Source organism: Neorhizobium sp. JUb45 (assembly GCF_004343585.1).
Lineage (GTDB): Bacteria > Pseudomonadota > Alphaproteobacteria > Rhizobiales > Rhizobiaceae > Neorhizobium.
In genome coordinates, this window is the sequence record NZ_SLYW01000004.1 from 87,856 (window position 1) to 109,622 (window position 21,767).

Annotated in this window: 19 protein-coding genes and 1 pseudogene; 10 read left to right on the plus strand and 10 right to left on the minus strand. The window is 59.3% G+C overall.

Translation table 11 applies throughout. From position 1 onward, the window contains the following. Positions 1 to 2: 2 nt before the first annotated feature. The gene (gene recF / locus EDF70_RS17205) at positions 3 to 1,124 is read right to left on the minus strand and encodes a DNA replication/repair protein RecF (RefSeq protein ID WP_132276097.1); all 1,122 of its coding nucleotides are present in this window, start codon (positions 1,122 to 1,124) and stop codon (positions 3 to 5) included. Between the two features lie 303 nt (positions 1,125 to 1,427). Between recF and EDF70_RS17210 the strand changes: the two genes are divergently transcribed. The 3 genes and pseudogenes from EDF70_RS17210 to EDF70_RS17220 all read left to right on the plus strand — a co-directional run bounded on the left by EDF70_RS17210 (position 1,428) and on the right by EDF70_RS17220 (position 4,002). Then, on the plus strand, positions 1,428 to 2,924 hold the full coding sequence (locus EDF70_RS17210) for a globin-coupled sensor protein (RefSeq protein WP_132276099.1): 1,497 nt from the start codon (positions 1,428 to 1,430) through the stop codon (positions 2,922 to 2,924). A 417-nt stretch (positions 2,925 to 3,341) separates the two neighbouring features. Beyond that, positions 3,342 to 3,791, plus strand: a pseudogene (locus EDF70_RS17215) (cupin domain-containing protein); the annotation flags it as partial. A gap of 4 nt (positions 3,792 to 3,795) precedes the next feature. Further along, positions 3,796 to 4,002, plus strand: a complete 207-nt coding sequence (locus tag EDF70_RS17220) for a SlyX family protein (protein ID WP_132276103.1) — start codon at positions 3,796 to 3,798, stop codon at positions 4,000 to 4,002. 12 nt (positions 4,003 to 4,014) lie between these two features. On the opposite strand, the gene EDF70_RS17225 is transcribed toward EDF70_RS17220, so the two are convergent. Next, a complete protein-coding gene (locus tag EDF70_RS17225) occupies positions 4,015 to 5,193 on the minus strand; it encodes a low temperature requirement protein A (RefSeq protein WP_132276105.1) in 1,179 nt (392 codons plus the stop codon). A 151-nt stretch (positions 5,194 to 5,344) separates the two neighbouring features. On the opposite strand from EDF70_RS17225, the gene EDF70_RS17230 reads away from it, so the two are divergent. Next, entirely contained in the window at positions 5,345 to 5,983 is a 639-nt protein-coding gene (locus EDF70_RS17230) for a threonine transporter RhtB (RefSeq protein ID WP_245519220.1), read from the plus strand. A 57-nt stretch (positions 5,984 to 6,040) separates the two neighbouring features. Here the strand turns inward: EDF70_RS17230 and dnaJ are convergent, their stop codons facing one another. The 4 genes from dnaJ to EDF70_RS17250 form a co-directional block, all read right to left on the minus strand. Further along, positions 6,041 to 7,168 carry a molecular chaperone DnaJ gene (gene dnaJ, locus EDF70_RS17235; protein ID WP_132276107.1) on the minus strand — a complete coding sequence of 376 codons (1,128 nt, stop codon included), beginning with the start codon at positions 7,166 to 7,168 and terminating at the stop codon, positions 6,041 to 6,043. Between the two features lie 97 nt (positions 7,169 to 7,265). Continuing rightward, on the minus strand, positions 7,266 to 9,167 hold the full coding sequence (dnaK, locus tag EDF70_RS17240) for a molecular chaperone DnaK (protein ID WP_132276109.1): 1,902 nt from the start codon (positions 9,165 to 9,167) through the stop codon (positions 7,266 to 7,268). A 210-nt stretch (positions 9,168 to 9,377) separates the two neighbouring features. Continuing rightward, positions 9,378 to 12,014, minus strand: a complete 2,637-nt coding sequence (locus EDF70_RS17245) for a penicillin-binding protein 1A (RefSeq protein ID WP_132276111.1) — start codon at positions 12,012 to 12,014, stop codon at positions 9,378 to 9,380. A gap of 190 nt (positions 12,015 to 12,204) precedes the next feature. Continuing rightward, entirely contained in the window at positions 12,205 to 12,612 is a 408-nt protein-coding gene (locus EDF70_RS17250; protein ID WP_132276113.1) for a DoxX family protein, read from the minus strand. A gap of 173 nt (positions 12,613 to 12,785) precedes the next feature. On the opposite strand from EDF70_RS17250, the gene EDF70_RS17255 reads away from it, so the two are divergent. From EDF70_RS17255 to EDF70_RS17270, 4 genes are all read left to right on the plus strand, one after another. After that, entirely contained in the window at positions 12,786 to 13,028 is a 243-nt protein-coding gene (locus EDF70_RS17255; protein ID WP_132276115.1) for a hypothetical protein, read from the plus strand. 106 nt (positions 13,029 to 13,134) lie between these two features. Continuing rightward, complete coding sequence (locus EDF70_RS17260; RefSeq protein WP_245519221.1) at positions 13,135 to 13,392, plus strand: DUF982 domain-containing protein; 258 nt, start codon at positions 13,135 to 13,137, stop codon at positions 13,390 to 13,392. 282 nt (positions 13,393 to 13,674) lie between these two features. After that, positions 13,675 to 13,896, plus strand: a complete 222-nt coding sequence (locus tag EDF70_RS17265; protein WP_132276117.1) for a hypothetical protein — start codon at positions 13,675 to 13,677, stop codon at positions 13,894 to 13,896. Positions 13,897 to 14,149: 253 nt separating this feature from the next. After that, complete coding sequence (locus EDF70_RS17270) at positions 14,150 to 14,494, plus strand: hypothetical protein (protein ID WP_132276119.1); 345 nt, start codon at positions 14,150 to 14,152, stop codon at positions 14,492 to 14,494. Here EDF70_RS17270 and EDF70_RS17275 read toward each other — a convergent pair. Then, positions 14,488 to 14,979 (minus strand): YbaK/EbsC family protein, encoded by a 492-nt coding sequence (locus tag EDF70_RS17275; RefSeq protein WP_132276121.1) that lies wholly within the window; start codon positions 14,977 to 14,979, stop codon positions 14,488 to 14,490. The two genes, EDF70_RS17270 and EDF70_RS17275, sit on opposite strands and share 7 nt — an antisense overlap. Before the next feature lie 490 nt (positions 14,980 to 15,469). Between EDF70_RS17275 and EDF70_RS17280 the strand changes: the two genes are divergently transcribed. Continuing rightward, entirely contained in the window at positions 15,470 to 15,679 is a 210-nt protein-coding gene (locus EDF70_RS17280; RefSeq protein ID WP_132276123.1) for a cold-shock protein, read from the plus strand. Between the two features lie 341 nt (positions 15,680 to 16,020). Here EDF70_RS17280 and EDF70_RS17285 read toward each other — a convergent pair whose 3' ends face one another. Together EDF70_RS17285 and EDF70_RS17290 are read right to left on the minus strand one after the other, a co-directional pair. Further along, positions 16,021 to 17,412, minus strand: coding sequence for a dipeptidase (locus EDF70_RS17285; protein WP_132276125.1), 1,392 nt, complete (start codon positions 17,410 to 17,412; stop codon positions 16,021 to 16,023). 100 nt (positions 17,413 to 17,512) lie between these two features. After that, positions 17,513 to 17,944 carry a MarR family transcriptional regulator gene (locus EDF70_RS17290; protein ID WP_132276127.1) on the minus strand — a complete coding sequence of 144 codons (432 nt, stop codon included), beginning with the start codon at positions 17,942 to 17,944 and terminating at the stop codon, positions 17,513 to 17,515. A 426-nt stretch (positions 17,945 to 18,370) separates the two neighbouring features. Here EDF70_RS17290 and polA point away from each other — a divergent pair, with 426 nt between their 5' ends. Continuing rightward, positions 18,371 to 21,355 (plus strand): DNA polymerase I, encoded by a 2,985-nt coding sequence (gene polA, locus EDF70_RS17295; protein WP_132276809.1) that lies wholly within the window; start codon positions 18,371 to 18,373, stop codon positions 21,353 to 21,355. Between the two features lie 36 nt (positions 21,356 to 21,391). Here polA and EDF70_RS17300 read toward each other — a convergent pair whose 3' ends face one another. Continuing rightward, positions 21,392 to 21,682: a hypothetical protein gene (locus tag EDF70_RS17300; RefSeq protein WP_132276129.1), complete on the minus strand. Its 291-nt coding sequence runs from the start codon at positions 21,680 to 21,682 to the stop codon at positions 21,392 to 21,394. Positions 21,683 to 21,767: the final 85 nt, after the last annotated feature.

The following is a 21,767-nucleotide window of genomic DNA, read 5'->3' on the forward strand; positions in this document are numbered from 1 at the left end:
GCTCATCCCGCAATGCCGCCATGCTCGACGGTCAGGAACTGCGCCCGCTCGCCGAGCGCCGAAAACATCTCGCGGTCGGTGCCGGTCATGAAGGATTGTCCGCCGAGATCATGCACGAGATCAAACAGCGCCGCACGCCGGCCTTCGTCCAGATGCGCGGCAATCTCATCGAGCAGCAGAACGGGGGCAAATCCGGTCATGTTTGCGGTCAGTCGCGCATGCGCCAGCACAAGGCCCACGAGCAGTGCCTTCTGTTCACCTGTGGAACAGCGTGCCGCCTCCATGTTCTTGTCTCTGTGGCGTACCAGAAGATCGACCCTGTGCGGTCCGGAAAGTGTACGGCCGGCGGCGGCATCGCGACGCCGCCCTTCCTCCAGCATGAAGCAGAAATCCTCTTCGAGATCGGCAAACGGCCGGTCACCGGCCTCGTCCAGAAACCCGCTCAATTGCAGATCGGGCGAAGGGAAGGGGGAAGCATCGCTTTCGGCAATCAGCGCTGTCAGAAGCCCCAGCATTTCCCGTCGCGCCGCCGCCATGGAAATGCCAAGCTCGGCCATCTGCACCTCGATGGCGGAAAGCCATGCCGGATCGAACCGGCCTTCCGAGAGCAGCCTGTTGCGGCTGCGCATGGCACGCTCGTAATCGGCGGCGCGTCGTCCGTGGGCGGGATCGAGCGACAGAACCAGCCGGTCGAGAAAACGTCGGCGGTCGGAGGAGGAGCCGGTAAACAGCCCGTCCATGGCCGGCGTCAGCCACAGCACATTCAGATGGTCGGTCAGTTCCTCGACGGAGCGTACCGGCGTGCCGTTCAGCCGTAGCCGCCGCGTCAGGCTTTCGCTGTCGCCATCCAAGCCGGTGCCGATCGCAACCTCGCCCTCGCGGCCATCCACATCGGCAAACACGCTGAATCCGCCGGTCGCGCCGACACGGGTGACATCGGATAGCACGGCGCGGCGAAGCCCGCGTCCCGGGGAAAGGAAGGAGACCGCTTCCAGCAGATTGGTCTTGCCGGCACCGTTATTGCCGGTCAGCACCACATGCCGCCCGTCGAGCGACAGCGACACTTCCGCATAGTTGCGGAAGTCGGTCAGCTTCAGACGGGACAGGGAGGTTTTTTCGGCCATCGCGATTCGTGCTTGTCGTTGCACAGGAGCTAAGGATTTCGAGGGGCAAAGGCAAGTTTTGTATTGGGCATAGCCTTTCCTTCACCACTCTCGCCACAAGGCCGGGTGACGCAAGATTCTACCCAGCTGCAAAATGTGACCAGCCTTCAAGAAATACGCGCCAGCTAAAACAACAAGAACTCATAATTAACGAAAGGTCAGTATGCATGGCTAACAGCACGTTAATCAATCGCTCCCACAAATGGCGCCAGGGGCCGGCGTAACGGAACGATTGCATCACATTCATTCGATGGGGTATTTTTCATGAGCGACCAGAAATCGGCACTGAACGAGCGTCTTGCTTTCGTGGGTTTGGGCACGGCCGAGCGCGGGCATCTCGCCAATGTGCGCCCGCTGGTGGCGAAGGCCGTGAATGGCGCGCTCGATACATTTTACGGCAAGGCCAAGGCGCATCCGCATACCGCAAAATTCTTCTCCAGCGATGCGCATATCGCCCACGCGCAGGAGCGCCAGGCCAGTCATTGGGATGTAATCGCTTCGGGCCGTTACGATGACAGCTATGTCGAAGCGGTTTCCACCATCGGTCGCACCCATGCCCGCCTCGGGCTGGAGCCGCGCTGGTATATCGGCGGCTATGCAATGATCCTCGACGGCATCATTCGCGCCGTCATTCAGGATGAAATGAAAGGCTTCTTCGTGGAGAAGAAAGCCAAGGTCCTGTCCGAACATCTGTCGGCGGTCGTCAAGGCGGCCATGGTGGATATGGATTATGCGATCTCGGTTTATCTGCAGGTGCTCAGCGACGAACGCGCCAAGGTGGAAGCCGAACGTGCTGTTGCCAAGGCGGAGCAGGATGCGGCACTGAACGCGCTCGACACAGCGCTTAAGAACCTCGCCGATGGCGATCTGACCTCGGAAGTGCGTCAGGAACTGGCGGCCAATTTCGCGGTTCTGCGCGAAAACTACAATTCTTCTGTCGCTTCGCTTGATGCGGCGATGCGCAACATTTCCGGTTCGGTCGATCAGGTTCGCGCCGAGGTCGGTGATATTTCATCCGCCGCCGATAACATGGCCAGACGCACGGAACAGCAGGCGGCGGCGCTGGAAGAGACGGCGGCTGCGCTCGAACAGATCACCGTTCTTTCCGGTCAGTCGGCAAAGCGCACCAGGGAAGTCCAGACGATCATCCGCGAATCGGCAATGGAGACCCAGAAAAACGGTCAGGTGGTGGAAGAAGCCGTCGCCGCCATGGGGGATATCGAACAATCCTCGCAGAAGATGACACAGATCATCGGCGCCATCGACGAGATCGCATTCCAGACCAATCTTCTGGCGCTGAATGCCGGTGTCGAGGCCGCGCGTGCCGGCGAACAGGGCAAGGGATTTGCCGTCGTTGCCCAGGAAGTTCGCGAACTGGCCCAGCGTTCGGCTGCCGCCGCCAAGGAGATCAAGGAGCTGATCGACCGTTCGTCAGGTGATGTTCAACGCGGCGTCAATCTGGTCAACCGCGCCGGCGAGGCGCTGACCGGCATCGGCACGCGGGTCAAGGCGATCGACGAACATATCACCTCCATCGCCCAATCCGCACAGGAACAGGCATCCGGCATCGACGAGATCAACGCTTCGGTGCGCAGCATGGATCAGATCACTCAGCAGAATGCCGCGCTGATGGAAGAAACCAACGCTTCGGCCCAGAGCCTTGTCAGCATTTCCAACACGCTCGCTTCGCTGGTCGCCCGCTTCCGCACGCGCACCGGCCGGAATACGCAGCAGATGGAGCGGCCACGCCTTCGCGCCTGACATGGGGCCGGCGAAAAGCCGGCCTGTCAAAACAAACCGATCAATAATCACATATTGCGAGTTTGGACCGATCAGCGCAAAGAAGGGCAGCGCGCCACGGCATATCCGGCGCCCAGCTGCATTTTCATTAGAATTGTGAAAAATCCATCTTTCAGATCGGACCGATGTTTTGCGTTCTCCTTTGCCCAGACGCGGCAGACTGTTTCTGTCGCAACGTCTCACGACGATATTTCGAACCGTTGTGGAAACTCTGCTCCAGCCTTTACATTGGATCACCTGTGGTCTCGCCATGTGTCTGGCGGTGGTGCTGGCCGGCACACTCATTCTCATCGAGCAGAAGGTAGCCCGAACCGGCCATGTCGGGCGACCGCCTGCAGCATGATCTGAGAATATCGGTTTTCGGGCAAATACGGTATTGACGAGCGCCTTTCGATCGGCGCACCGCTTGCCCGCCATCTCGGCCTGTCGCGTATCGGCATTCACCACGAACGCCTGCCGCCTGGTCGCCGCACCTCCTTTCCACATGCCGAAAGCCTGGAAGAGGAATTCGTGCATGTCATCGAAGGCACGCCGGATGTCTGGCTGGATGGCGAACTCCATCGTTTGCGGCCGGGTGATTCCGTCGGATTTCCGGCCGGGACGGGTCAGGCGCACACATTCATCAACAATTCCGACGCTGATGTCCGTCTTCTTGTCATCGGAGATGTTTCCAAACCGGAAAACCGCATCTACTACCCAAGGCATGGCGAGATGCAGGCGTTTCGTCCGGACTGGTGGAGCGATCCGCCGCGCCGGCCGCTTGGAGATCATGACGGATTGCCGGATGCGCTTCGCGCCCGGCAATCGCAGACAAAAACAAGGGAATGAAGCCGTGAGCGACGAAACACGACTGGTGAAGCTTGAGGAACTGGCGGCCCATCAGGCCAAGGTGATCGAGGAGCTGTCGGATCAGCTGGCCGAACAGTGGAAAGTGGTCGAGCAGACCCGCGCCAAGCTGGACCGGCTCACCGAACGGTTTCTGACGCTGGAGGAAAGCTCGCTCGACGCGCCCGCCATCACCCGCCCGCCGCATTATTGAGGTTGTTGCCGATCACGCGGCATCGCGGCGAAAACGTTTCAGCGCCACATATTCCCAGATCGCCACCATCAGCAGCGTCAGGCTGGCAACGATCTGGATCATGAAATTGGCGGCGAACGGCACGATCAGAAAGCCGGCGACAAGAATGGCGATGCCGGCGCAATGCGACCACGGCATCACGCGCGACGACACTTTTTTCATCCACAGGATGCCGGCCAGATAAAGGATCGGTCCGCCCAGCAGCGCGATCGCGTGATTGTAGCCGCCTTTTTCGAACGGATGCGATAGCGAAAAATCCTCGCCGACAGCGGTGAAGATGATACCGGCGACGATCGGCAGGTGGCCGTAGGTGAAAAGGTGATCGGCCGTCGATTGCGGCTCGGCATTTTCTTCGGCCTTGTCGCTCGCGCGCTCCTGCCCGTCGTGGAAATAGATCCACCACATCAGCACGGTCGACATGAAGGCACAGAACAGCACCAGCGGCGTCATGGCGCTGTCGAGATGGCTGGATGCCGTCTTGCCGGTGGTTAGGATTGTTTCGCCAAGCGCGATGATGACGAACAGCGCGCAGCGCTCAGCCAGATGTTCGCCGTTGACGTCGAGCGTTTCTTCGGGCGCCTGGCCAAGTCCCGGCAGCCAGTATCGCAGCATCGGCGCGATATACTCGATGGCGAGAGCTGCGATCCACAGGATCACGCGCATCTCCCTGTCCAGAAGTCCACCGGCGATCCAGAAGGCGCAGGATAGGGTCAGCCAGAGCGTGATGCGCAAAAACGTGCGGTAGGATTCGTCGTTGGTGCCGCGAAAGGCGTAAAGCGCAAACAGCGAGCGCGACAACTGCATGCCGGAATAGGCCAGTGCGAAAACCAGCCCCATGTCGGAAAAGGCTTTCGGCAGCGCAATCGCCAGCACGATGCCGAAAAACATCAGCACGAACAGCAAAATTCGCACCGGCTCGATCTCGGCATCCAGCAGGTTGGTGACCCATGTCGTGTGGATCCACACCCACCAGAGCGCAAAAATGAACAGCACCGCTTCGGCGGCAATTCCGAAGGAAAAATCCGAGGCCAGTGTTTCCGATAGCTGGATCAGGGCGAAGACGAAAACGAGGTCGAAGAACAGTTCCGGAAAACTGGCCTTGGTCGATTCCTTGTCGTCCTTGCGGAGCCAGTGCTGCGTGTTTTTGGCCATGAATGTTTTCCGGTGATGCGGCGGGCGCGGAAGGACCAATCTAGCGCGGGAATGCGAAAGGGCAGGGGGCGGTGACTGATATAGATGAGGTCTGCGAAAGAATTCCGCCGGGTCGGGACATTGACCGATGTCAAGGCGATCGGCGGATGCCATGTTAGGGCTGAAGGTGCCGGGCCGTGCCGGTGATCGATTTCAGGTTCCTGTCGTGACGCCGCTGCAATTCACCCTCGCCATCCTTCTTCTGCTCTGCACGCCCGGCCCGACCAATACGCTGATGGCGCTCGGCGGATATGGGCGTGGATGGGCAAGGGCACTGCCGTTGATCGGCGGCGAACTTTGCGGCTATCTTCTGGTGATCGTGCCGGTGGCGACGCTGGCGGCGCCGTTTTTCGAAACCTATCCGCAGGCCGCGCTGATCGCCAAGATCGCCGCAGTGGTCTGGGTGCTCTATCTCAGCGTCCGGCTATGGGTATCGACGCAAAAGCCAGACGATGCCAGCGGCGATATTTCCGTCCGGCAGGTGTTTGTCACGACTGTCCTTAATCCCAAGGCACTGATCATCGCATTGGTGATCATGCCGCATGGCGATCTGCCGATGCTTGCACCATGGCTGCTGTTGTTTTCCGGTCTCGTCCTGTTTGCCGCCAACGGCTGGATCCTGTTCGGACGGCTGATGCGCGGCGGTCGCGGCTTTACGGTCAAGCCGGTTGTCATCCGCCGTGTCGCCGCCGCCTGCCTGCTGCTGTTTGCGATCATTCTCGCCGGATCGTCCATCCAGTCGCTGGCATAAAGGCCAACGAAAAAAGCCGCCCTTGCGAGGCGGCTTTTTTGCGGATCAGCTGATCGATCAGTTGTCGAAAAATTCCTTCATCCGGGCAAAGAAGCCCGTCGATTCCGGATTGTTTTCCTTGGACGACAGTTCCTCGAATTCCTGCAGCAGTTCGCGCTGGCGCTTGGTCAGCTTCTGCGGGGTTTCGATACCGATCTGGATATAGAGATCACCCGTCTGCGACGAGCGCAGAACCGGCATGCCCTTACCCTTCAGACGGAACTGTTTGCCGGCCTGCGTGCCTTCCGGCACCGTCACGCGCGATTTTGTGCCGTCGAGCGTGGTCACATCGAACGTGCCGCCAAGCGCTGCCGTCGTCATCGAGATCGGCACGGCGCAATAAAGGTCCGCTCCGTCACGCTGGAAGAACTGGTGCGGCGTGACAGACAGGAAGATATAGAGATCGCCCGACGGGCCACCACGAGCACCGGCTTCGCCTTCGCCCTGCAGGCGAATGCGGGTGCCGTCTTCGATGCCGGCCGGAATGTTGACCGACAGCGACCGTTCTTCGGTGACGCGGCCCTGGCCGTGGCACTTGCCGCAAGGGTCGCTGATCGTCTGACCACGACCGTGACAGGTCGGGCAGGTGCGCTCGACCGAGAAGAAACCCTGGCTGGCGCGCACGCGGCCGGAACCCTGACAGGTGCCGCAGGTCTTTGGTTGCGTGCCGGGCTTGGCGCCCGAACCGGAGCAGACATCGCAGGTGATCGAGGTCGGAACCCGGATCTGCGCGGTCTTGCCCGCATAGGCCTCTTCGAGGCTGATTTCCATATTGTAGCGCAGGTCGGCGCCGCGTTCGCGACCGCCCGAAGAGCGACGCGCACGGCCGCCACCCATCATCTCGCCAAAAATGTCTTCAAAGATGTCGGAGAAGCCACCGGCGCCACCGCCCATGCCACCACCGCCACCCATGCCGCCATGTTCGAAGGCTGCGTGGCCGAAGCGGTCGTAGGCCGCGCGTTTCTGCGGGTCCTTCAAGGTCTCGTAAGCTTCGCCGATCTCCTTGAACTTCTTTTCGGCTTCCGCGTCGCCCGGGTTCTTGTCGGGATGAAATTTCATCGCAAGTTTGCGGAAGGCGCTTTTCAGCTCCTTCTCGTCGGCGGTCCGCGCCACACCCAGCGTTTCGTAAAAGTCTGCTTTTGCCATGGAGATTTAACCGGCTCCCGAAAGTATTCCGGCTGCACTATGGCAGCCGGATTTCGTGTCAACTATGCGTGCTTGTCTGCCAAAGGGCAAACACTCATCAAGCCGACTTCTTGTCGTCCTTGACCTCTTCGTAGTCGGCATCGACGATATCGTCGTCCTTGCCGCCTTCGGAAGCGCCGCCTTCGGCCTGCTGGGCCTCATAGACGGCCTGGCCGAGCTTCATGGAGACTTCCATGAGGGTCTGGGTCTTGGCCTGGATGTCTTCGGCGTTCGGCTCGGAAGCCTCGACCGCACCCTTCAGCGCCGTGATGGCGTCCTGAATGGCAGCGCGATCGCTCTCGCCAACCTTGTCGCCATACTCGGCCAGCGACTTCTCGCTGGAGTGGATCAGGCTTTCAGCCTGGTTCTTGGCTTCCACGCCGGCGCGGCGGGCCTTGTCGGCTTCGGCATTGGCTTCGGCGTCCTTGACCATCTTTTCGATGTCGGCGTCGGACAGACCACCGGAGGCCTGGATGCGGATCTGCTGTTCCTTGCCGGTGCCCTTGTCCTTGGCCGAAACCTGGACGATGCCGTTGGCGTCGATATCGAAGGTGACTTCGATCTGCGGTACGCCACGCGGTGCCGGCGGCAGACCGACGAGGTCGAACTGGCCAAGCAGCTTGTTGTCCTGGGCCATTTCGCGCTCGCCCTGCGAAACGCGGATGGTGACGGCGGACTGGTTGTCGTCAGCGGTCGAGAAGGTCTGGCTCTTCTTGGTCGGGATCGTCGTGTTGCGATCGATCAGACGTGTGAAGACGCCACCCAGCGTTTCGATGCCGAGCGACAGCGGGGTCACGTCGAGAAGCAGAACGTCCTTGACGTCGCCCTGCAGAACGCCGGCCTGGATGGCGGCGCCGAGTGCAACGACTTCATCCGGGTTGACGCCCTTGTGAGGCTCCTTGCCGAACAGCTGCTTGACGACTTCCTGTACCTTCGGCATGCGGCTCATGCCGCCGACCAGAACGACTTCGTCGATTTCGGCAGCGGTGACGCCGGCATCCTTGAGGGCTGCCTTGCACGGTGCGATCGTGCGCTGGACGAGATCATCGACCAGGCTTTCGAATTTCGCGCGCGTCAGCTTGAGCGTCAGGTGCTTCGGGCCGGAAGCGTCGGCCGTGATGAACGGCAGGTTGATTTCGGTCTGCTGCGAGGACGACAGTTCGATCTTGGCCTTTTCGGCAGCTTCCTTGAGGCGCTGCAGAGCAAGCTTGTCGTTCTTCAGGTCGATGCCCTGATCCTTCTTGAACTCGTTTGCGAGATATTCGACCAGACGCATGTCGAAGTCTTCACCGCCGAGGAAGGTGTCGCCGTTCGTCGACTTCACTTCGAAGACGCCGTCGCCGATTTCCAGAACCGAGATATCGAACGTACCACCGCCCAAGTCGTAAACGGCGATGGTCTTGCCGTCCTTCTTGTCGAGGCCGTAGGCGAGCGCTGCTGCGGTCGGCTCGTTGATGATGCGCAGAACTTCAAGACCTGCGATGCGGCCGGCATCCTTGGTTGCCTGGCGCTGGGCGTCATTGAAGTATGCCGGAACGGTGATGACGGCCTTTTCGACCTTTTCGCCGAGATAGGATTCAGCGGTTTCCTTCATCTTCTGAAGGATCATCGCGGAAATCTGGGCAGGCGAGTAGCCCTTGCCCTGTGCCTGTACCCATGCATCGCCGTTGTCACCCTTGACGATCTCGAACGGAACAAGAGCCTTGTCCTTTTCGACGGTCGGATCATCTGCGCGGCGGCCGATCAGGCGCTTGACGGCAAACAGGGTGTTGGTGGGGTTGGTGACCGCCTGGCGCTTGGCCGGCTGGCCGACGAGGCGTTCGCCATCGTCAGAAAATGCGACCATGGAAGGAGTGGTGCGAGCGCCTTCGGCGTTCTCGATCACCTTTGCGTCCTTACCATCCATGATGGCGACGCAGGAGTTTGTCGTACCAAGGTCGATGCCAATAACTTTAGCCATGTTTTCTTCTCTCCTTTAAGCGAACCATCGGAACCCCGTTCAGGCATTCCACTGACAGTTCCTCGACTGGGATGGTTTTCCGCAGTCTGCGCTGCGGACATGCGGCGTATATAAGGACGGGTTTTTCCGACTGCAAGGCGGGAATTCACGCGAATGTCAGCAAAAAGAGGAGTTTGCCGCGCCTGTACTTAACGGGGTGGGTAACGGAGGTTATTGCCCCGTCAGAATGTCGAAAAGCGTTGTCCGGCGCGGCATCGGATGCGGTTGTTCGTAACCGCGGTTATCGGGCGGGATATAACCGCCTTCACCGACATTGCCGGGCGGAACATAATTGCCGTAATCGCCGCCGACATCGCCCGGTGGTACGGGCACGCCGCCCTGGTCACCATAACCGCCGCGATATTCGCGGTAATCCCGAACCTCACGGTCGCGGGGACGGTATTCCGGCTCGTAAGCGGGCTGGTTTTCCGGGCGGTATTCGCGCTGGTCATAGCGGTTCGCGGGCACATTGCCGGGCGGGACATAGCCACCGTCATTCGGTCGCACATTGGCCGGCACCGGAGCGCTTTGCTGTTGCCTTGGTTGCTGCTGTGGACGCGGCTGCGCTTGCTGAACAGGCTGCTGCGGGCGGGCCTGCTGTTGCTGTTGTGTTGGCTGGTTGGGCACCGGCTGGTTCTGTGGGTAGGGGTTTTGAACCGCCTGGTTTTGCTGAGGCTGAGCCGGCGTCGGTGCCGGCGGGAACTCGCCGGTGTCGTCTATCGGCGCGGGATCGCTGCCCACACCCGGCAGCACGCCCGAGATCAGGTCGCCGAGCGTTGTCTGTTGCGGCGGCTGTTGTTCCGTTGCCGGCGGCAGCACGAAGCCGGCGCCGCTGCCGTAAAGCGGCGTCGGCGTGTAACCGCTCATCGCCGCCGTCATATATTCCTTCCAGGCCTTGGCCGGCAGACCGCCACCTGTAACCTTCTTCATTGGCGCGCCATCATCATTGCCGAACCAGATGCCGGTGGTGAGGATGCTGGTATAACCGACGAACAGCGCATCGCGGAACGACTGGGTGGTGCCCGACTTGCCGGCCACCTGCCAGTTTTTCAGCCGCGCATTCTTGCCGGTACCTTCGAGTACGACGCGGCTCATCATGTTGTTCATGGTCGCGGCAACGGTCTCGCTCAGTACCCGCGGCGGGTTCTGGAATTCGGCCTGGTAAAGAACCTTGCCGTCCGGATCGGTGATACGCGTGATGATGTGCGGCGCGGCCTTGAAGCCGCCATTCATGAACGGGGCGTAGGACGAGGTGAGCTCGAGGAGCGAAACTTCCGATGTGCCGAGAGCGATCGAAGCATTCGACTGCAGCTCCGAGTCGATGCCGACGCGGTGGGCAAGCTGGATGACATTGGTAGGCCCGACCTGTGTCACCAGCTGCGCGGCGATCGTGTTGAGCGAATTGGTCAGTGCCGTCGAAAGCGTGACGGGGCCACGGTATTTCTGGTCAAAGTTTTCCGGTGTCCAGTTGCCGATCTTCACCGGGCCGTCGTTATAGACGGTGTCCGGCCGCGCGCCGGCTTCGAGCGCTGCGGCATACACGAACGGCTTGAAAGCCGAACCGGGCTGGCGCTTGGCCGTGACCGCGCGGTTGAACTGGCTTTCGGTATAATCCTTGCCGCCGACCAGCGCGCGGATGGCGCCGGTGGCATCGACAGAAACGAGTGCCGCCTGCGAAGCGTTGAGCTTGCTGCCCTCCTTCTGGAGGACGTCGGTCAATGCCTTTTCAGCTTTTTCCTCCAGCGAAAGATCGATCGTGGTCTCGACATTGACGTCGGTCTTGATGTCGCCGATCAGGCGCTTCACTTCATCGACCACCATATCGGCGGCATAATGCTGCGCGCCGGACCAATAGCGTTTTGCCTTGGTCGGTGGCTGAGACATCGCCGTCTTCAGGTCGCTTTCGGTAATATAGCCTTCCTGCTGCATGGTGCTGAGCACGATCTGTGCGCGGGCTTCGGCTGCCTCAGGATCGCGCGCCGGCGAAAGGCGCGATGGGGCTTTCAAAAGGCCGGCAATCGTTGCCGCTTCACCCAGATTGACGTCGCGCGCCGACTTGTTGAAGTAGCGCCGCGAGGCTGCCTCGACGCCATAGGCATTCGAACCGAAGAACATCCGGTTCAGATACATGGCGAGAATCTGGTCCTTGGTGAATTTTGTTTCCAGCCAGAAGGAAAGCAGCACTTCCTGGATCTTGCGCTCGAAGGTGCGGTCCGGCGAAAGAAACAGGTTCTTGGCCAGCTGCTGCGTAATCGTCGAACCACCCTGGATCGGCTGGCCGGTCAGGTTGTTGACGAAGGCGCGGGCAAGACCGGCGGGATCGATGCCGAAATGCGAGTAGAAACGGCGGTCCTCGATGGAAATGACGGCCTGTGGCAGGTAAGGCGACATTTCTTCAAGCGCCAAAGCCTCGCCGCCGGTCGTGCCGCGGTTTGCGATCACCTGACCATCGAGCGCGGTGATCTTGATGTTCGGCGGCCGGTCGGGGATTGTCCACGAGCTGGCGCTCGGCATTTTCGAGCCGTAATATATGACGAGACCGCCGACGCCGATGCCGACCCAGATGCCGAGAACGATGCACCAATAAACGACGGAGCGGACGAAGCCGAAAAAGCCGCCGGATTGGCGCGGTTCTTTGGCTTTGTGGGAGGATTTTTTAGCTGGCGTCGCGGGCTTGATTTTGCCCTTGGCAGACTTGCCTCTGGCGGAAATCCGATCGTCGGCGTCCAGACGCAAGTCGGAATCCTGCTCTGCCTCGTCCCCGAAGGATGGCTCGACGCGTTCATTTGACTTTGATCTGGATGCCATGCGGACCGGTAATACCCCAATTCTGTCGGGCGCCTGCCGGATGACAATGCGTCCGGCGGCGCGCGTCGTTCCTCGCCCGATATTTCCAATGAATTGTAAATGCGGCGATTTAACGAGGCATTAAGGGTGATGATGCCCGTCCCGCAGAGCAGGAACGCAGCCCGGTCGGCTGCGCTCCCTGTCATTCAGATCAGGCAGTTTTGGCAGTGCGGGCGCCAAAAAGCTTGGCGTCGAGGCTGAACGGTCCGGCGCCGGCGGCGACGAAATACAGGAAGACGAAGCAGTAGACCGCTGCCGCGCCACCACCGTTTTCAACCGGGAAGAAGCTCTTGGGGAAATGGCTGATGAAATAGGCCGACGCCATCAGGCCCGAGAGCAAGAAAGAGGCAATGCGCGTCTGGAAGCCGACAAGGAAGAGGAAACCGCAAATCAGTTCGAAAAGACCGGCGATCCAAGGAAGCGATCCGGCCGGCGGGGTGAAGTTGCCGGCCTGGAAGTGAAAGATCTTTGCCATGCCGAACGAGAAGATGACGAGGCCGAGGGCGATACGCAGCGCACTGAGAAGAGCAGGCTGGGCGCTGTTGAGGCTGTTTTGCATAAGCGGTGTACTCCGGGAGAAAATGATAACGAATCCCTTTGTTTGCTGCACTTGCGAAAAGCAATGCAACTTCACCGCACGTCTTCGTGAAAGCGCATGCCGTGCCGTTGAGCGGAACCCAATCCGGTTTGCCTGTGTTACCCGATCGAGGTTGTTGGCAAAGGAGAATGGATATGGCGCGCAAATCACTGGATGCTGGTTTCACCGGCGATATCACGAACAGGGACCGGCCAACGGCAAAGGCACGAAAGGCTGTTGATCGTGTCAGGGATGAGGCCGGCATGGTCGCGGCCCACGCGGCGGATCATCCTGCAGCGACCGGCTCGGCTCTGATTGCTGTCGGACTTGCCGGCCTGGCGGTGGGCTATCTTCTGGGTTCGGCATCTGTCCCGCGCGATCATTCGTGGCGGCACTGATCCCGCCAAAAGGATGAAGATGACATATGATCCTTTTCTGGTGTTTTTCCTTGGAACCGATTAGGCTGCCAATGCGTTTAAGTCGGCTGTTAAAGGGGAGGGTCCGATGCTCGACGTACAGATTAGCAAGTCGCAATGGAATAAGCCCGTCTGTGTCGCTGTTGGTGAAGCAGACGAACAGTTGGTCAAGGGGCCACATGATGCCCTGGCTTTGATGACAGAGAAGTGGCCGTTTCTACGTGGTGCAGAGTTCGTGCGTGCCCGCAGCCTTTGCCGGGCGGCGCTGGATGGACGGCGAACCGTCGAGGAAGCGCGCATTCAATTTGAACAGGCCGTCAGCGAAGCGCGGGCTCATTCGAACTGATTTTGAAAAGGGGGCGCTAGTCCCCTTTTTTATGGCTCAACATACAATTAAGAGTAAAATAATATGCTAAATCACATATGATTAGTTGTAGTTGCGTCGCTATCGATTTTAGCCTCAATAGTATTCCCGTGAAGGCTGTATTTATTGTTGAGACTATCTCCGGTAAGCGGATCTGAGATCAGTCCAATTGGTGCCTTTATTTCGGGGAAAGGTAGCCAACGCCTCGCAGACGTTGAGAACGTATGCACTGTAGCCAACGCCCGGCAGGGGAAGCCGGGAGCGATGGAGATTTTCATGCGCACACAAGTTCGACAGCCGGTCAATCCCGATCAGCTCAGCCTCCTTCAGCAGGTCTTCGATGATGCCTGCAACGAACACCGGATCAACAAGGATAGCCCTGATGGCGAGGCCCTTGCGCTGATTCTGGTGAATTCTCTGCAGAAGGGCATGAGCGAAAAAGAGGCTCTGTCGCATCTGGCAGAAACCCTGGCCCAAAGCCGCTAGTCGTGCGCTGTTAGGGCTGCACTCACGCGTTGCTCATGCGGGGAATGAAAGCTGTTTTCAGCTTGAAAACATGGCCGGATTGCCGGCTTCGATTACGGCGGAATCATGACTGATTCGGCCGTTTTGCTTTTTTGCATCACATCATCCCCCTGGTTGCTGCGATCGGGAACCTATCCGCCGCTCATCAGTTGAGCATGCTCCGATACGTTGAACACAACCATGTTTGGAGATACCCATGCCAGAGGCGATTGGAATGAAGTCCCTACGCAAAGCCGACATCTCAAGCGACCTTACGAGCGAGGACCTCAACGACGGGTTCAAGAGCGAAGTCGCCAACCTGCGCGCCGAGATTGCCACGATCCGCGAAAAGCTCGCTGAAAAAAGCGGCGAGGCATATGAAAATGTTTCACGCCGGGCCAGCAGTGCTGCGCATTATGTGCAGGATGAGGCTGTCTCCGCGGCCGGCGCCATTCGTGAGCATCCTGCGGCAGCCACCACTCTGTTTACGCTGATCGGTGCGATCGGCTTCGGTATCGGTTATCTGGTTGCCACGACAACGGCCGAGCAGAAGCAGGCCTGGTACCGCCGCTACTACTGATCACTCTGTTCGGCAGGCTCTTTCGGCATGCCGCAGACATCGACCCAGGTGGCGGATACCAGCTCCGCCATCCTCTCAGGCGCAATTCGAACCGCAGAATTCGTGGCGCCTGCAGCCGGCACCACGATAGCGTGGTCCTTGAGCGATAAATCGCAATAGATCGATAGCGGTGCGGCGAGGCCGAATGGGCAGACGCCGCCAATCGGGTGACTGGTCAGTTCCACCACATCTTCTCCACCCAGCATCCGCGGCTTGGCGCCAAAGTGATCACGAAACTTTCGATTGTCGAGGCGGCGTGTGCCCGCCGTCACAAGCAGCAGCACGGTTTCGCCGGCGCGCAGGCAGATGGTCTTGGCAATCTGGTCCGGCTCGACGCCATGAGCTTCGGCCGCAAGCGCAACAGTTGCCGAGCTAGCTTCGGTTTCGATGACCTGTATTTCGGGTGCGTGACTGGCGAAGAAGGCCTGAACTGATTGAAGTGACATGAAGTCAGCCTAATCGCCAGGCACTGAGGCCGCAAGCCTGAAAGAGTTATGCGCAAAACGCATGGCTGCGCTGCGAAACTCTGTCTGTTTTTTGAGCGAATATGCCGTATCTTACAAACATCGAAGCGACGCACTCCTCCTCCCAGTGTCGCTCGATTGGACTGGCAACACCTCCTCCTCCCGGTTGCTAGTCAGTATTAAGAACCCGGCGCACCTCCTCCCGCGCCGGGTTTCTTATTTTCGGTATTTGCCGACAGGGAAATTCAGTTGATGTTTCGAGTTTGGTGCAATTGAAGATTGCGCCTGCGGCATCTGTTTATCTTGACATCCCGCCTTCTCAAAGTTACCTGCCTCCGCATCGATATTTGTTTGCAAGCGGCACTAAGGCGTCCTTACGCTACGAGACCTTTCCTTCAAATACGAGAAATGACGCACATTGCCTTCATGAGGCAGTGAGCAAGCTTATATTTGCGACTGAAAGGACATCGTAATGGCTACAGGTACCGTAAAGTGGTTCAACGCAACCAAGGGCTTCGGCTTCATCCAGCCTGACGACGGCGCACAGGACGTCTTCGTTCACATCTCTGCTGTTGAGCGCGCTGGCATGAACGGCCTGAACGACGGCCAGAAGATCAGCTTCGAACTGGTTACCGACAAGCGTTCGGGCCGCGTTTCGGCTGACAATCTTCAGGCTGCCTGATCAGCTATTTATCCCTCGGGATCAGAAATATTGGACGCGCCCTTCCGGGGCGCGTTTTGCGTTTCAGGACGCGGAAAGCCGAGGCCTGTGCTAATTCGAGATGCTGTTTTAGATGTTAACGAAATATTAACCATTTCAGCTTATCGTCATTTCATAACCGCGGGTCAAAAGCCTGCGGAATTGAGAAGTGCCGATCCCGTTCGTTTGACCACGGATGTAATGGCAGGCTTGAAACGGGATACGAAAGGTCGGGCTTGCCCGGCCTTTTTGGCGTTTTAGGGCATCGAAAACCTTACGATGTGCAGTGGCCCCGACGCAAAGTGCCGGAGCCACGGGAAAAATTACCGTTTTGCAAGCGCATCTATAATGCGTGCCCACGAGCGGATGCCCTTGTGGAACGACTTCAGTTCATACTTTTCGTTCGGAGAGTGAATGCGGTCGTCGTTGAGGCCAAAGCCGACCAGCAGCGAGTCCATGCCCAGCAAGGTCTGGAAATCACCGACGATCGGGATCGATCCGCCCATGCCGATGACGACGGCAGGCTTTGCCCATTCGTCCGACAGCGCGTTCTTGGCCGTCGTCAGGGCAGGTGAATCGTAGGACAGCTGGATCGCCGGAGAGGCGCCGTGCTCATGAAACTCAACCGAGCAATCGGCCGGGATCTGCGAACGCACGTAAGCGCGAAAACTCTCGCGAACCTTCTGAGGGTCCTGGGTGCCGACGAGGCGGAAAGAGATTTTTGCCGATGCCTTGGCGGCGATCACGGTCTTGAAGCCGTCGCCGGTATATCCACCCCAGATACCGTTGACCTCGCAGGTCGGGCGCGCCCAGGTCAGTTCCAGTACCGACCGTCCCTTTTCGCCAGCCGGTTCCGAGAGCCCGATCTCGCCAAGAAAGTTTGCCGAGGAGCGACCGAGCGTTTCCCAGCTTGCCTTGATGTTTTCAGGTGTTTCCTCGACGCCATCGTAAAAGCCATCAAGCGTGATGCGGCCGGTATCGTCACGCAGGCCGGCAATGACCTTGGTGAGGATGTGGATCGGGTTTGCGGCCGCACCGCCATACAGGCCGGAATGCAGATCGCGGTCGGCAGCCGTGATGGTGATTTCCTCGCCGACCAGGCCACGAAGGGCAGCAGCGATTGCCGGCGTATCGGTGTCCCACATGCCGGTGTCGCAAACGAGTGCGAATTCGGCCTTCAATTCTTCCGCATTGGCTTGCAGGAACGGTTTCAGCGACGGCGACCCCGACTCTTCTTCACCTTCGAACAGAATGGTGACGCTGATCGGCAGCAAGCCATGCACGTCCTTGTAGGCGCGGCAGGCTTCCACGAAGGTCATCAACTGGCCCTTGTCATCGGCGGTGCCGCGACCGGTCAGTACCTTGCGGCCATTGCCGAGATCCTTGATCGCCGGTTCGAAAGGATCGTTTTCCCAAAGCTCGATCGGATCGACCGGCTGCACATCGTAATGGCCGTAGAACAGAACGTGCGGGGCGTCAGGCGTGGAGGCGGCGTGGTGGCCGACAACCATCGGATGACCGGGTGTGGCGCGTACCGATGCGTCGAAGCCGAGCGAAGTCAGTTCCTTGGCCAGCCAGTCGGCGGCCTTGGCGCAATCTGCCTTGTAGGCAGGGTCAGTGGAGATCGACTTGATGCGGACAAGATCGAACAGGCGGTCGAGCGCGGCCGGCAGGTTTTCGTCGGCGCGGGAAAGCACGGGGGAAAGATCGGTCATGGAAAAGATCCTGCATTCTTAAAGACTGGCCGGACCCTAGACCCATTCGCAATGATTTGGAAACACCCTCGGATATTGTCCCTGAGGTCAGGTTCAGCCATCAGAGCTTTCGCGCATTCTCCACCGCCATGCGCATGTATTCGAGCATAAGCTGCTTTTCAAAACTGCGAAATCCGTCGAGCAGTGCGCTTTCGGCCTCGGCCGCTGCACCAATTGCCTCGCTTTCAAGCGCCCTGCCACGCTCTGTCAGCGAGACGATCTGGGCGCGGCGATCGGTCGGGTGTGGTGTGCGTCCGACCAGTCCGTCGCGTTCCATGCGTGACAGTGTGTTGGCAAGAGTTGCCTGCTCGACATCGAGGCGATCAAGAATCTGCTTCTGGGTGAGGCCATCTTCCTGCCAGAGCTCGACGAGAACTGGGAACTGGCCGGGCGAAAACCCAAGCGTGACGGCGCGTTGGTGAAGTGATCGCGCAAACCCCTTGGCCAATTGGCCAGCCAGATAGGTCGCTGACTTGGAACGATCAAAGGCCATGGGCGAATCATCCTTCCGGATGCGAGGGCGCGGAATGGATCGGTTATATAGCCTGCCATGCTTTTGCGAAACCTGCGCAGGGTTATGTATGTGAATAAATTCTAAAGTTGATGCTGATGCCGAAAGCGAAACCGCCATGACCGGGAGGGGGATCGGTCATGGCGGCTCAGATAAGCGGCAAAGGCCCGGAGAGGGGGAAAGGCCCTTGCCCGATCTGAAGCGGCGGGGGACGAGCCAGCTTTCAGACGACGGCGTGATCAGGCGCCGTTGGTTTAGAAATGTGAGCCTGAATGCGGCTTTTCAAGGGAAGCAAGAATTACAAATCCGTAATAATACCCGGCGCCCCACTCGCAGGCGGCTTGCAAAGGCGGCGTATCCTGCCAAGTTTCATTGGACGCAACCCACGTCACGCGATATCTCATGCCCATGAAAAAAGGCGATCATCTCTTCCTAGTCGACGGCTCCGGCTTCATTTTCCGGGCCTTTCACGCGCTTCCCCCCCTGACCCGCAAGTCCGATGGGCTGCCGGTCGGTGCCGTATCGGGTTTCTGCAACATGCTGTGGAAGCTGCTGACTGATGCGCGCGACACTTCTGTCGGTGTCACGCCGACGCATTTTGCGGTCATCTTCGATTATTCCTCGAAGACGTTCCGCAAGGAAATCTATGATGCCTACAAGGCCAACCGTTCCGCGCCGCCGGAAGAACTGGTGCCGCAGTTCGGCTTGATCCGCCAGGCGACCCGCGCTTTCAATCTGCCTTGCATCGAGACGGAAGGTTTCGAGGCCGACGACATCATAGCCACCTATGCACGACAGGCGGAAGCGACCGGAGCGGATGTCACGATCGTTTCCTCCGACAAGGATCTGATGCAGCTCGTGACGCAGATGGTCCACATGTATGACAGCATGAAGGACAAGCAGATCAGTGTCCCTGACGTCATCGAGAAATGGGGCGTGCCGCCGGAAAAGATGATCGACCTGCAGGCGCTGGTCGGCGATTCGGTCGATAACGTGCCGGGCATTCCCGGTATCGGCCCCAAGACCGCCGCCCAGCTTCTCGAAGAATTCGGTGATCTCGACACGCTGCTCGCCCGTGCCGGCGAGATCAAACAGGTCAAGCGCCGCGAAAGCATCATCAATTTTGCCGATCAGGCCCGTCTTTCCAGGCAGCTGGTAGAGCTTCGCACCGACGTGCCGCTGGAGCTCGATCTGGATGCGTTGGTTCTTGAGCCGCAGGATGGTCCCAAGCTGGTCGCCTTCCTGAAAACCATGCAGTTCGGCACACTGACACGCCGCGTGGCGGCTGCCTGCGACTGCAATGCCGACGAAATCGAACCCGCTGAGGTCACTGTCGAGTGGGGTGACCTTGCCCGAGGTCCCGATCTCGATGCCGGAACCGCTGGAGATACCGTTCAGAGCGCGGGCGATGTGTCAGCAACGCCGGCAAAGGCGGCTGCTGCCAAGGGCAACGGCGAAGCCACGCCGGCATCGTTGGCCGAGACGCGGATTGCCGCTTTCGGCAGTGCCAAGATCGATACGACCACTTACACGACGATCCGCGATGTCGAGGTACTCGACGACTGGATCAGGGCGGCGCGCGAAACCGGTCTCGTTGGTTTTGACACCGAGACCAATTCGCTTGATCCGATGCAGGCCGAACTGGTGGGTTTTTCGCTGGCGCTTGCCGACAACAAGGATAATCCGTCGGGCCAGAAAATCCGGGCTGCCTATGTGCCGTTGACGCACAAGAACGGCGTCGGCGATCTTCTGGGCGGTGGTCTGGCCGAAAACCAGATCGCGCCGCGCCAGGCGCTCGACCGTTTGAAGGATCTGCTGGAAGATCCGTCGGTGCTGAAGGTCGCGCAGAACCTGAAGTTCGACTATCTGCTGATGAAACGCCACGGCGTCACCGTCAGGAATTACGACGACACGATGCTGATGTCCTATGTGCTGGAAGCCGGCAAGGCGAACCACGGCATGGACGGGCTGTCGGAACGCTGGCTGAACCACAAGCCGATCGCCTTCAAGGAGGTCGCTGGCTCGGGCAAGAGCGGTGTTACCTTCGATCTGGTCGATATCGACAAGGCGACGGCCTATGCGGCGGAAGATGCCGACGTGACGCTGCGCCTGTGGATGGTGTTGAAGCCGCAGCTTGCCGCTGCTGGCCTCACCCGCGTTTATGAACGCCTGGAGCGGCCGCTGGTGTCGGTTCTGGCCGATATGGAAGAACGCGGCATCACCGTCGATCGTCAGATCCTCTCACGTCTTTCCGGTGAACTTGCCCAGAAGGCCGCAGCCTTCGAGGACGAAATCTACCAGCTGGCCGGTGAACGGTTCAACATCGGTTCCCCGAAACAGCTCGGTGACATCCTGTTCGGCAAAATGGGCCTGCCCGGCGGTTCCAAGACCAAGACCGGCCAGTGGTCGACCTCGGCCAGCGTGCTGGAGGATTTGGCGGCCGAAGGGGCGGAGCTGCCACGAAAGATCGTCGACTGGCGTCAACTCACCAAGCTGAAATCCACCTATACCGATGCGCTGCCGGGCTACGTTCATCCTGAAACCAAGCGGGTGCACACATCCTATTCGCTGGCTTCGACCACGACGGGACGTCTGTCCTCGTCGGAACCGAACCTGCAGAATATCCCGGTGCGCAATGCCGAAGGCCGCAAGATCAGGACGGCCTTCATCTCGACGCCGGGCCACAAGCTGGTATCCGCAGACTACAGCCAGATCGAACTGCGTGTGCTGGCGCATGTCGCGGACATTCCGCAGCTGACCAAGTCTTTTGAAGACGGCATCGATATCCATGCGATGACGGCATCGGAAATGTTCGGCGTGCCGGTGGAAGGCATGCCGTCAGAGGTGCGTCGCCGCGCGAAGGCGATCAACTTTGGCATTATCTACGGCATTTCGGCCTTCGGTCTTGCCAATCAGCTGTCGATCGAGCGCTCGGAAGCCGGCGAATACATCAAGAAGTATTTTGAGCGCTTTCCGGGCATTCGCGACTACATGGACAGCACCAAGGCAAAAGCTCGCGAGGATGGTTATGTCGAAACCATCTTTGGCCGCCGCATCAACTATCCAGAGATCAAGTCTTCCAACCCGTCCGTGCGTGCCTTTAACGAGCGCGCGGCGATCAATGCTCCGATCCAGGGTTCGGCGGCCGATGTCATCCGCCGCGCCATGGTGCAGATGGAGCCCGCGCTTGCCGATGCAGGTCTGGGTGAGCGGGTGCGCATGCTCTTGCAGGTGCATGACGAACTGATCTTCGAGGTCGAGGACGCCGATGTCGACAAGGCGATCCCGGTGATCGTGTCAGTCATGGAAAATGCCACCATGCCGGCGCTGTCCATGCGCGTGCCGCTGAAGGTGGATGCGCGTGCTGCCAGCAACTGGGATGAAGCGCACTGATTTTCTGCCTGCCGCGGAATAACCGGGGCAGGCGGGTCAATGGCCGGTCGGGTAAAGGGAAGACAGGGCCGTCGACAGCATTTGCTGGGCGTAACGCTCGGCCGATTGTGATGCCTCGGACGACAGGCCCATCTCCGAACAGCGTTGCTGTACGGTCTCGACGATCAATTCCATGATGCCACGCGCCTGCTCGGCATTTCCGTTTTCCGAAGTGTCGAGCGCCAGCGCAAGGCTGGTCATCGAAACGATCTCGAGCACGACCATGCGTGCCTCGATATCGAATGCGATTTCCTCTGCTTTCCTGGTCGTTCTGGCCGTCTGTTTCATATTGTGTTCCCCTAATATAATAGGAGAGCTAGAGCTTTGTCTGAAACTTTAAAGCGAGACGTGTGAAGATTTTTACACCTCACGT

What these genes read in the sequence shown, in the direction of transcription:
- EDF70_RS17225 (WP_132276105.1), bottom strand. Translation starts at nt 5,193, where the DNA reads ATGGCCAAAAACACGCAGCACTGGCTCCGCAAGGACGACAAGGAATCG.
- EDF70_RS17285 (WP_132276125.1), bottom strand. Translation starts at nt 17,412, where the DNA reads ATGACCGATCTTTCCCCCGTGCTTTCCCGCGCCGACGAAAACCTGCCG.
- EDF70_RS17230 (WP_245519220.1), top strand. Translation starts at nt 5,345, where the DNA reads ATGTTAGGGCTGAAGGTGCCGGGCCGTGCCGGTGATCGATTTCAGGTT.
- EDF70_RS17265 (WP_132276117.1), top strand. Translation starts at nt 13,675, where the DNA reads ATGGAGATTTTCATGCGCACACAAGTTCGACAGCCGGTCAATCCCGAT.
- EDF70_RS17270 (WP_132276119.1), top strand. Translation starts at nt 14,150, where the DNA reads ATGAAGTCCCTACGCAAAGCCGACATCTCAAGCGACCTTACGAGCGAG.
- EDF70_RS17250 (WP_132276113.1), bottom strand. Translation starts at nt 12,612, where the DNA reads ATGCAAAACAGCCTCAACAGCGCCCAGCCTGCTCTTCTCAGTGCGCTG.
- polA (WP_132276809.1), top strand. Translation starts at nt 18,371, where the DNA reads ATGAAAAAAGGCGATCATCTCTTCCTAGTCGACGGCTCCGGCTTCATT.
- dnaJ (WP_132276107.1), bottom strand. Translation starts at nt 7,168, where the DNA reads ATGGCAAAAGCAGACTTTTACGAAACGCTGGGTGTGGCGCGGACCGCC.
- EDF70_RS17280 (WP_132276123.1), top strand. Translation starts at nt 15,470, where the DNA reads ATGGCTACAGGTACCGTAAAGTGGTTCAACGCAACCAAGGGCTTCGGC.
- EDF70_RS17275 (WP_132276121.1), bottom strand. Translation starts at nt 14,979, where the DNA reads ATGTCACTTCAATCAGTTCAGGCCTTCTTCGCCAGTCACGCACCCGAA.
- EDF70_RS17260 (WP_245519221.1), top strand. Translation starts at nt 13,135, where the DNA reads ATGCTCGACGTACAGATTAGCAAGTCGCAATGGAATAAGCCCGTCTGT.
- EDF70_RS17290 (WP_132276127.1), bottom strand. Translation starts at nt 17,944, where the DNA reads ATGGCCTTTGATCGTTCCAAGTCAGCGACCTATCTGGCTGGCCAATTG.
- EDF70_RS17300 (WP_132276129.1), bottom strand. Translation starts at nt 21,682, where the DNA reads ATGAAACAGACGGCCAGAACGACCAGGAAAGCAGAGGAAATCGCATTC.
- EDF70_RS17245 (WP_132276111.1), bottom strand. Translation starts at nt 12,014, where the DNA reads ATGGCATCCAGATCAAAGTCAAATGAACGCGTCGAGCCATCCTTCGGG.
- EDF70_RS17255 (WP_132276115.1), top strand. Translation starts at nt 12,786, where the DNA reads ATGGCGCGCAAATCACTGGATGCTGGTTTCACCGGCGATATCACGAAC.
- recF (WP_132276097.1), bottom strand. Translation starts at nt 1,124, where the DNA reads ATGGCCGAAAAAACCTCCCTGTCCCGTCTGAAGCTGACCGACTTCCGC.
- dnaK (WP_132276109.1), bottom strand. Translation starts at nt 9,167, where the DNA reads ATGGCTAAAGTTATTGGCATCGACCTTGGTACGACAAACTCCTGCGTC.
- EDF70_RS17210 (WP_132276099.1), top strand. Translation starts at nt 1,428, where the DNA reads ATGAGCGACCAGAAATCGGCACTGAACGAGCGTCTTGCTTTCGTGGGT.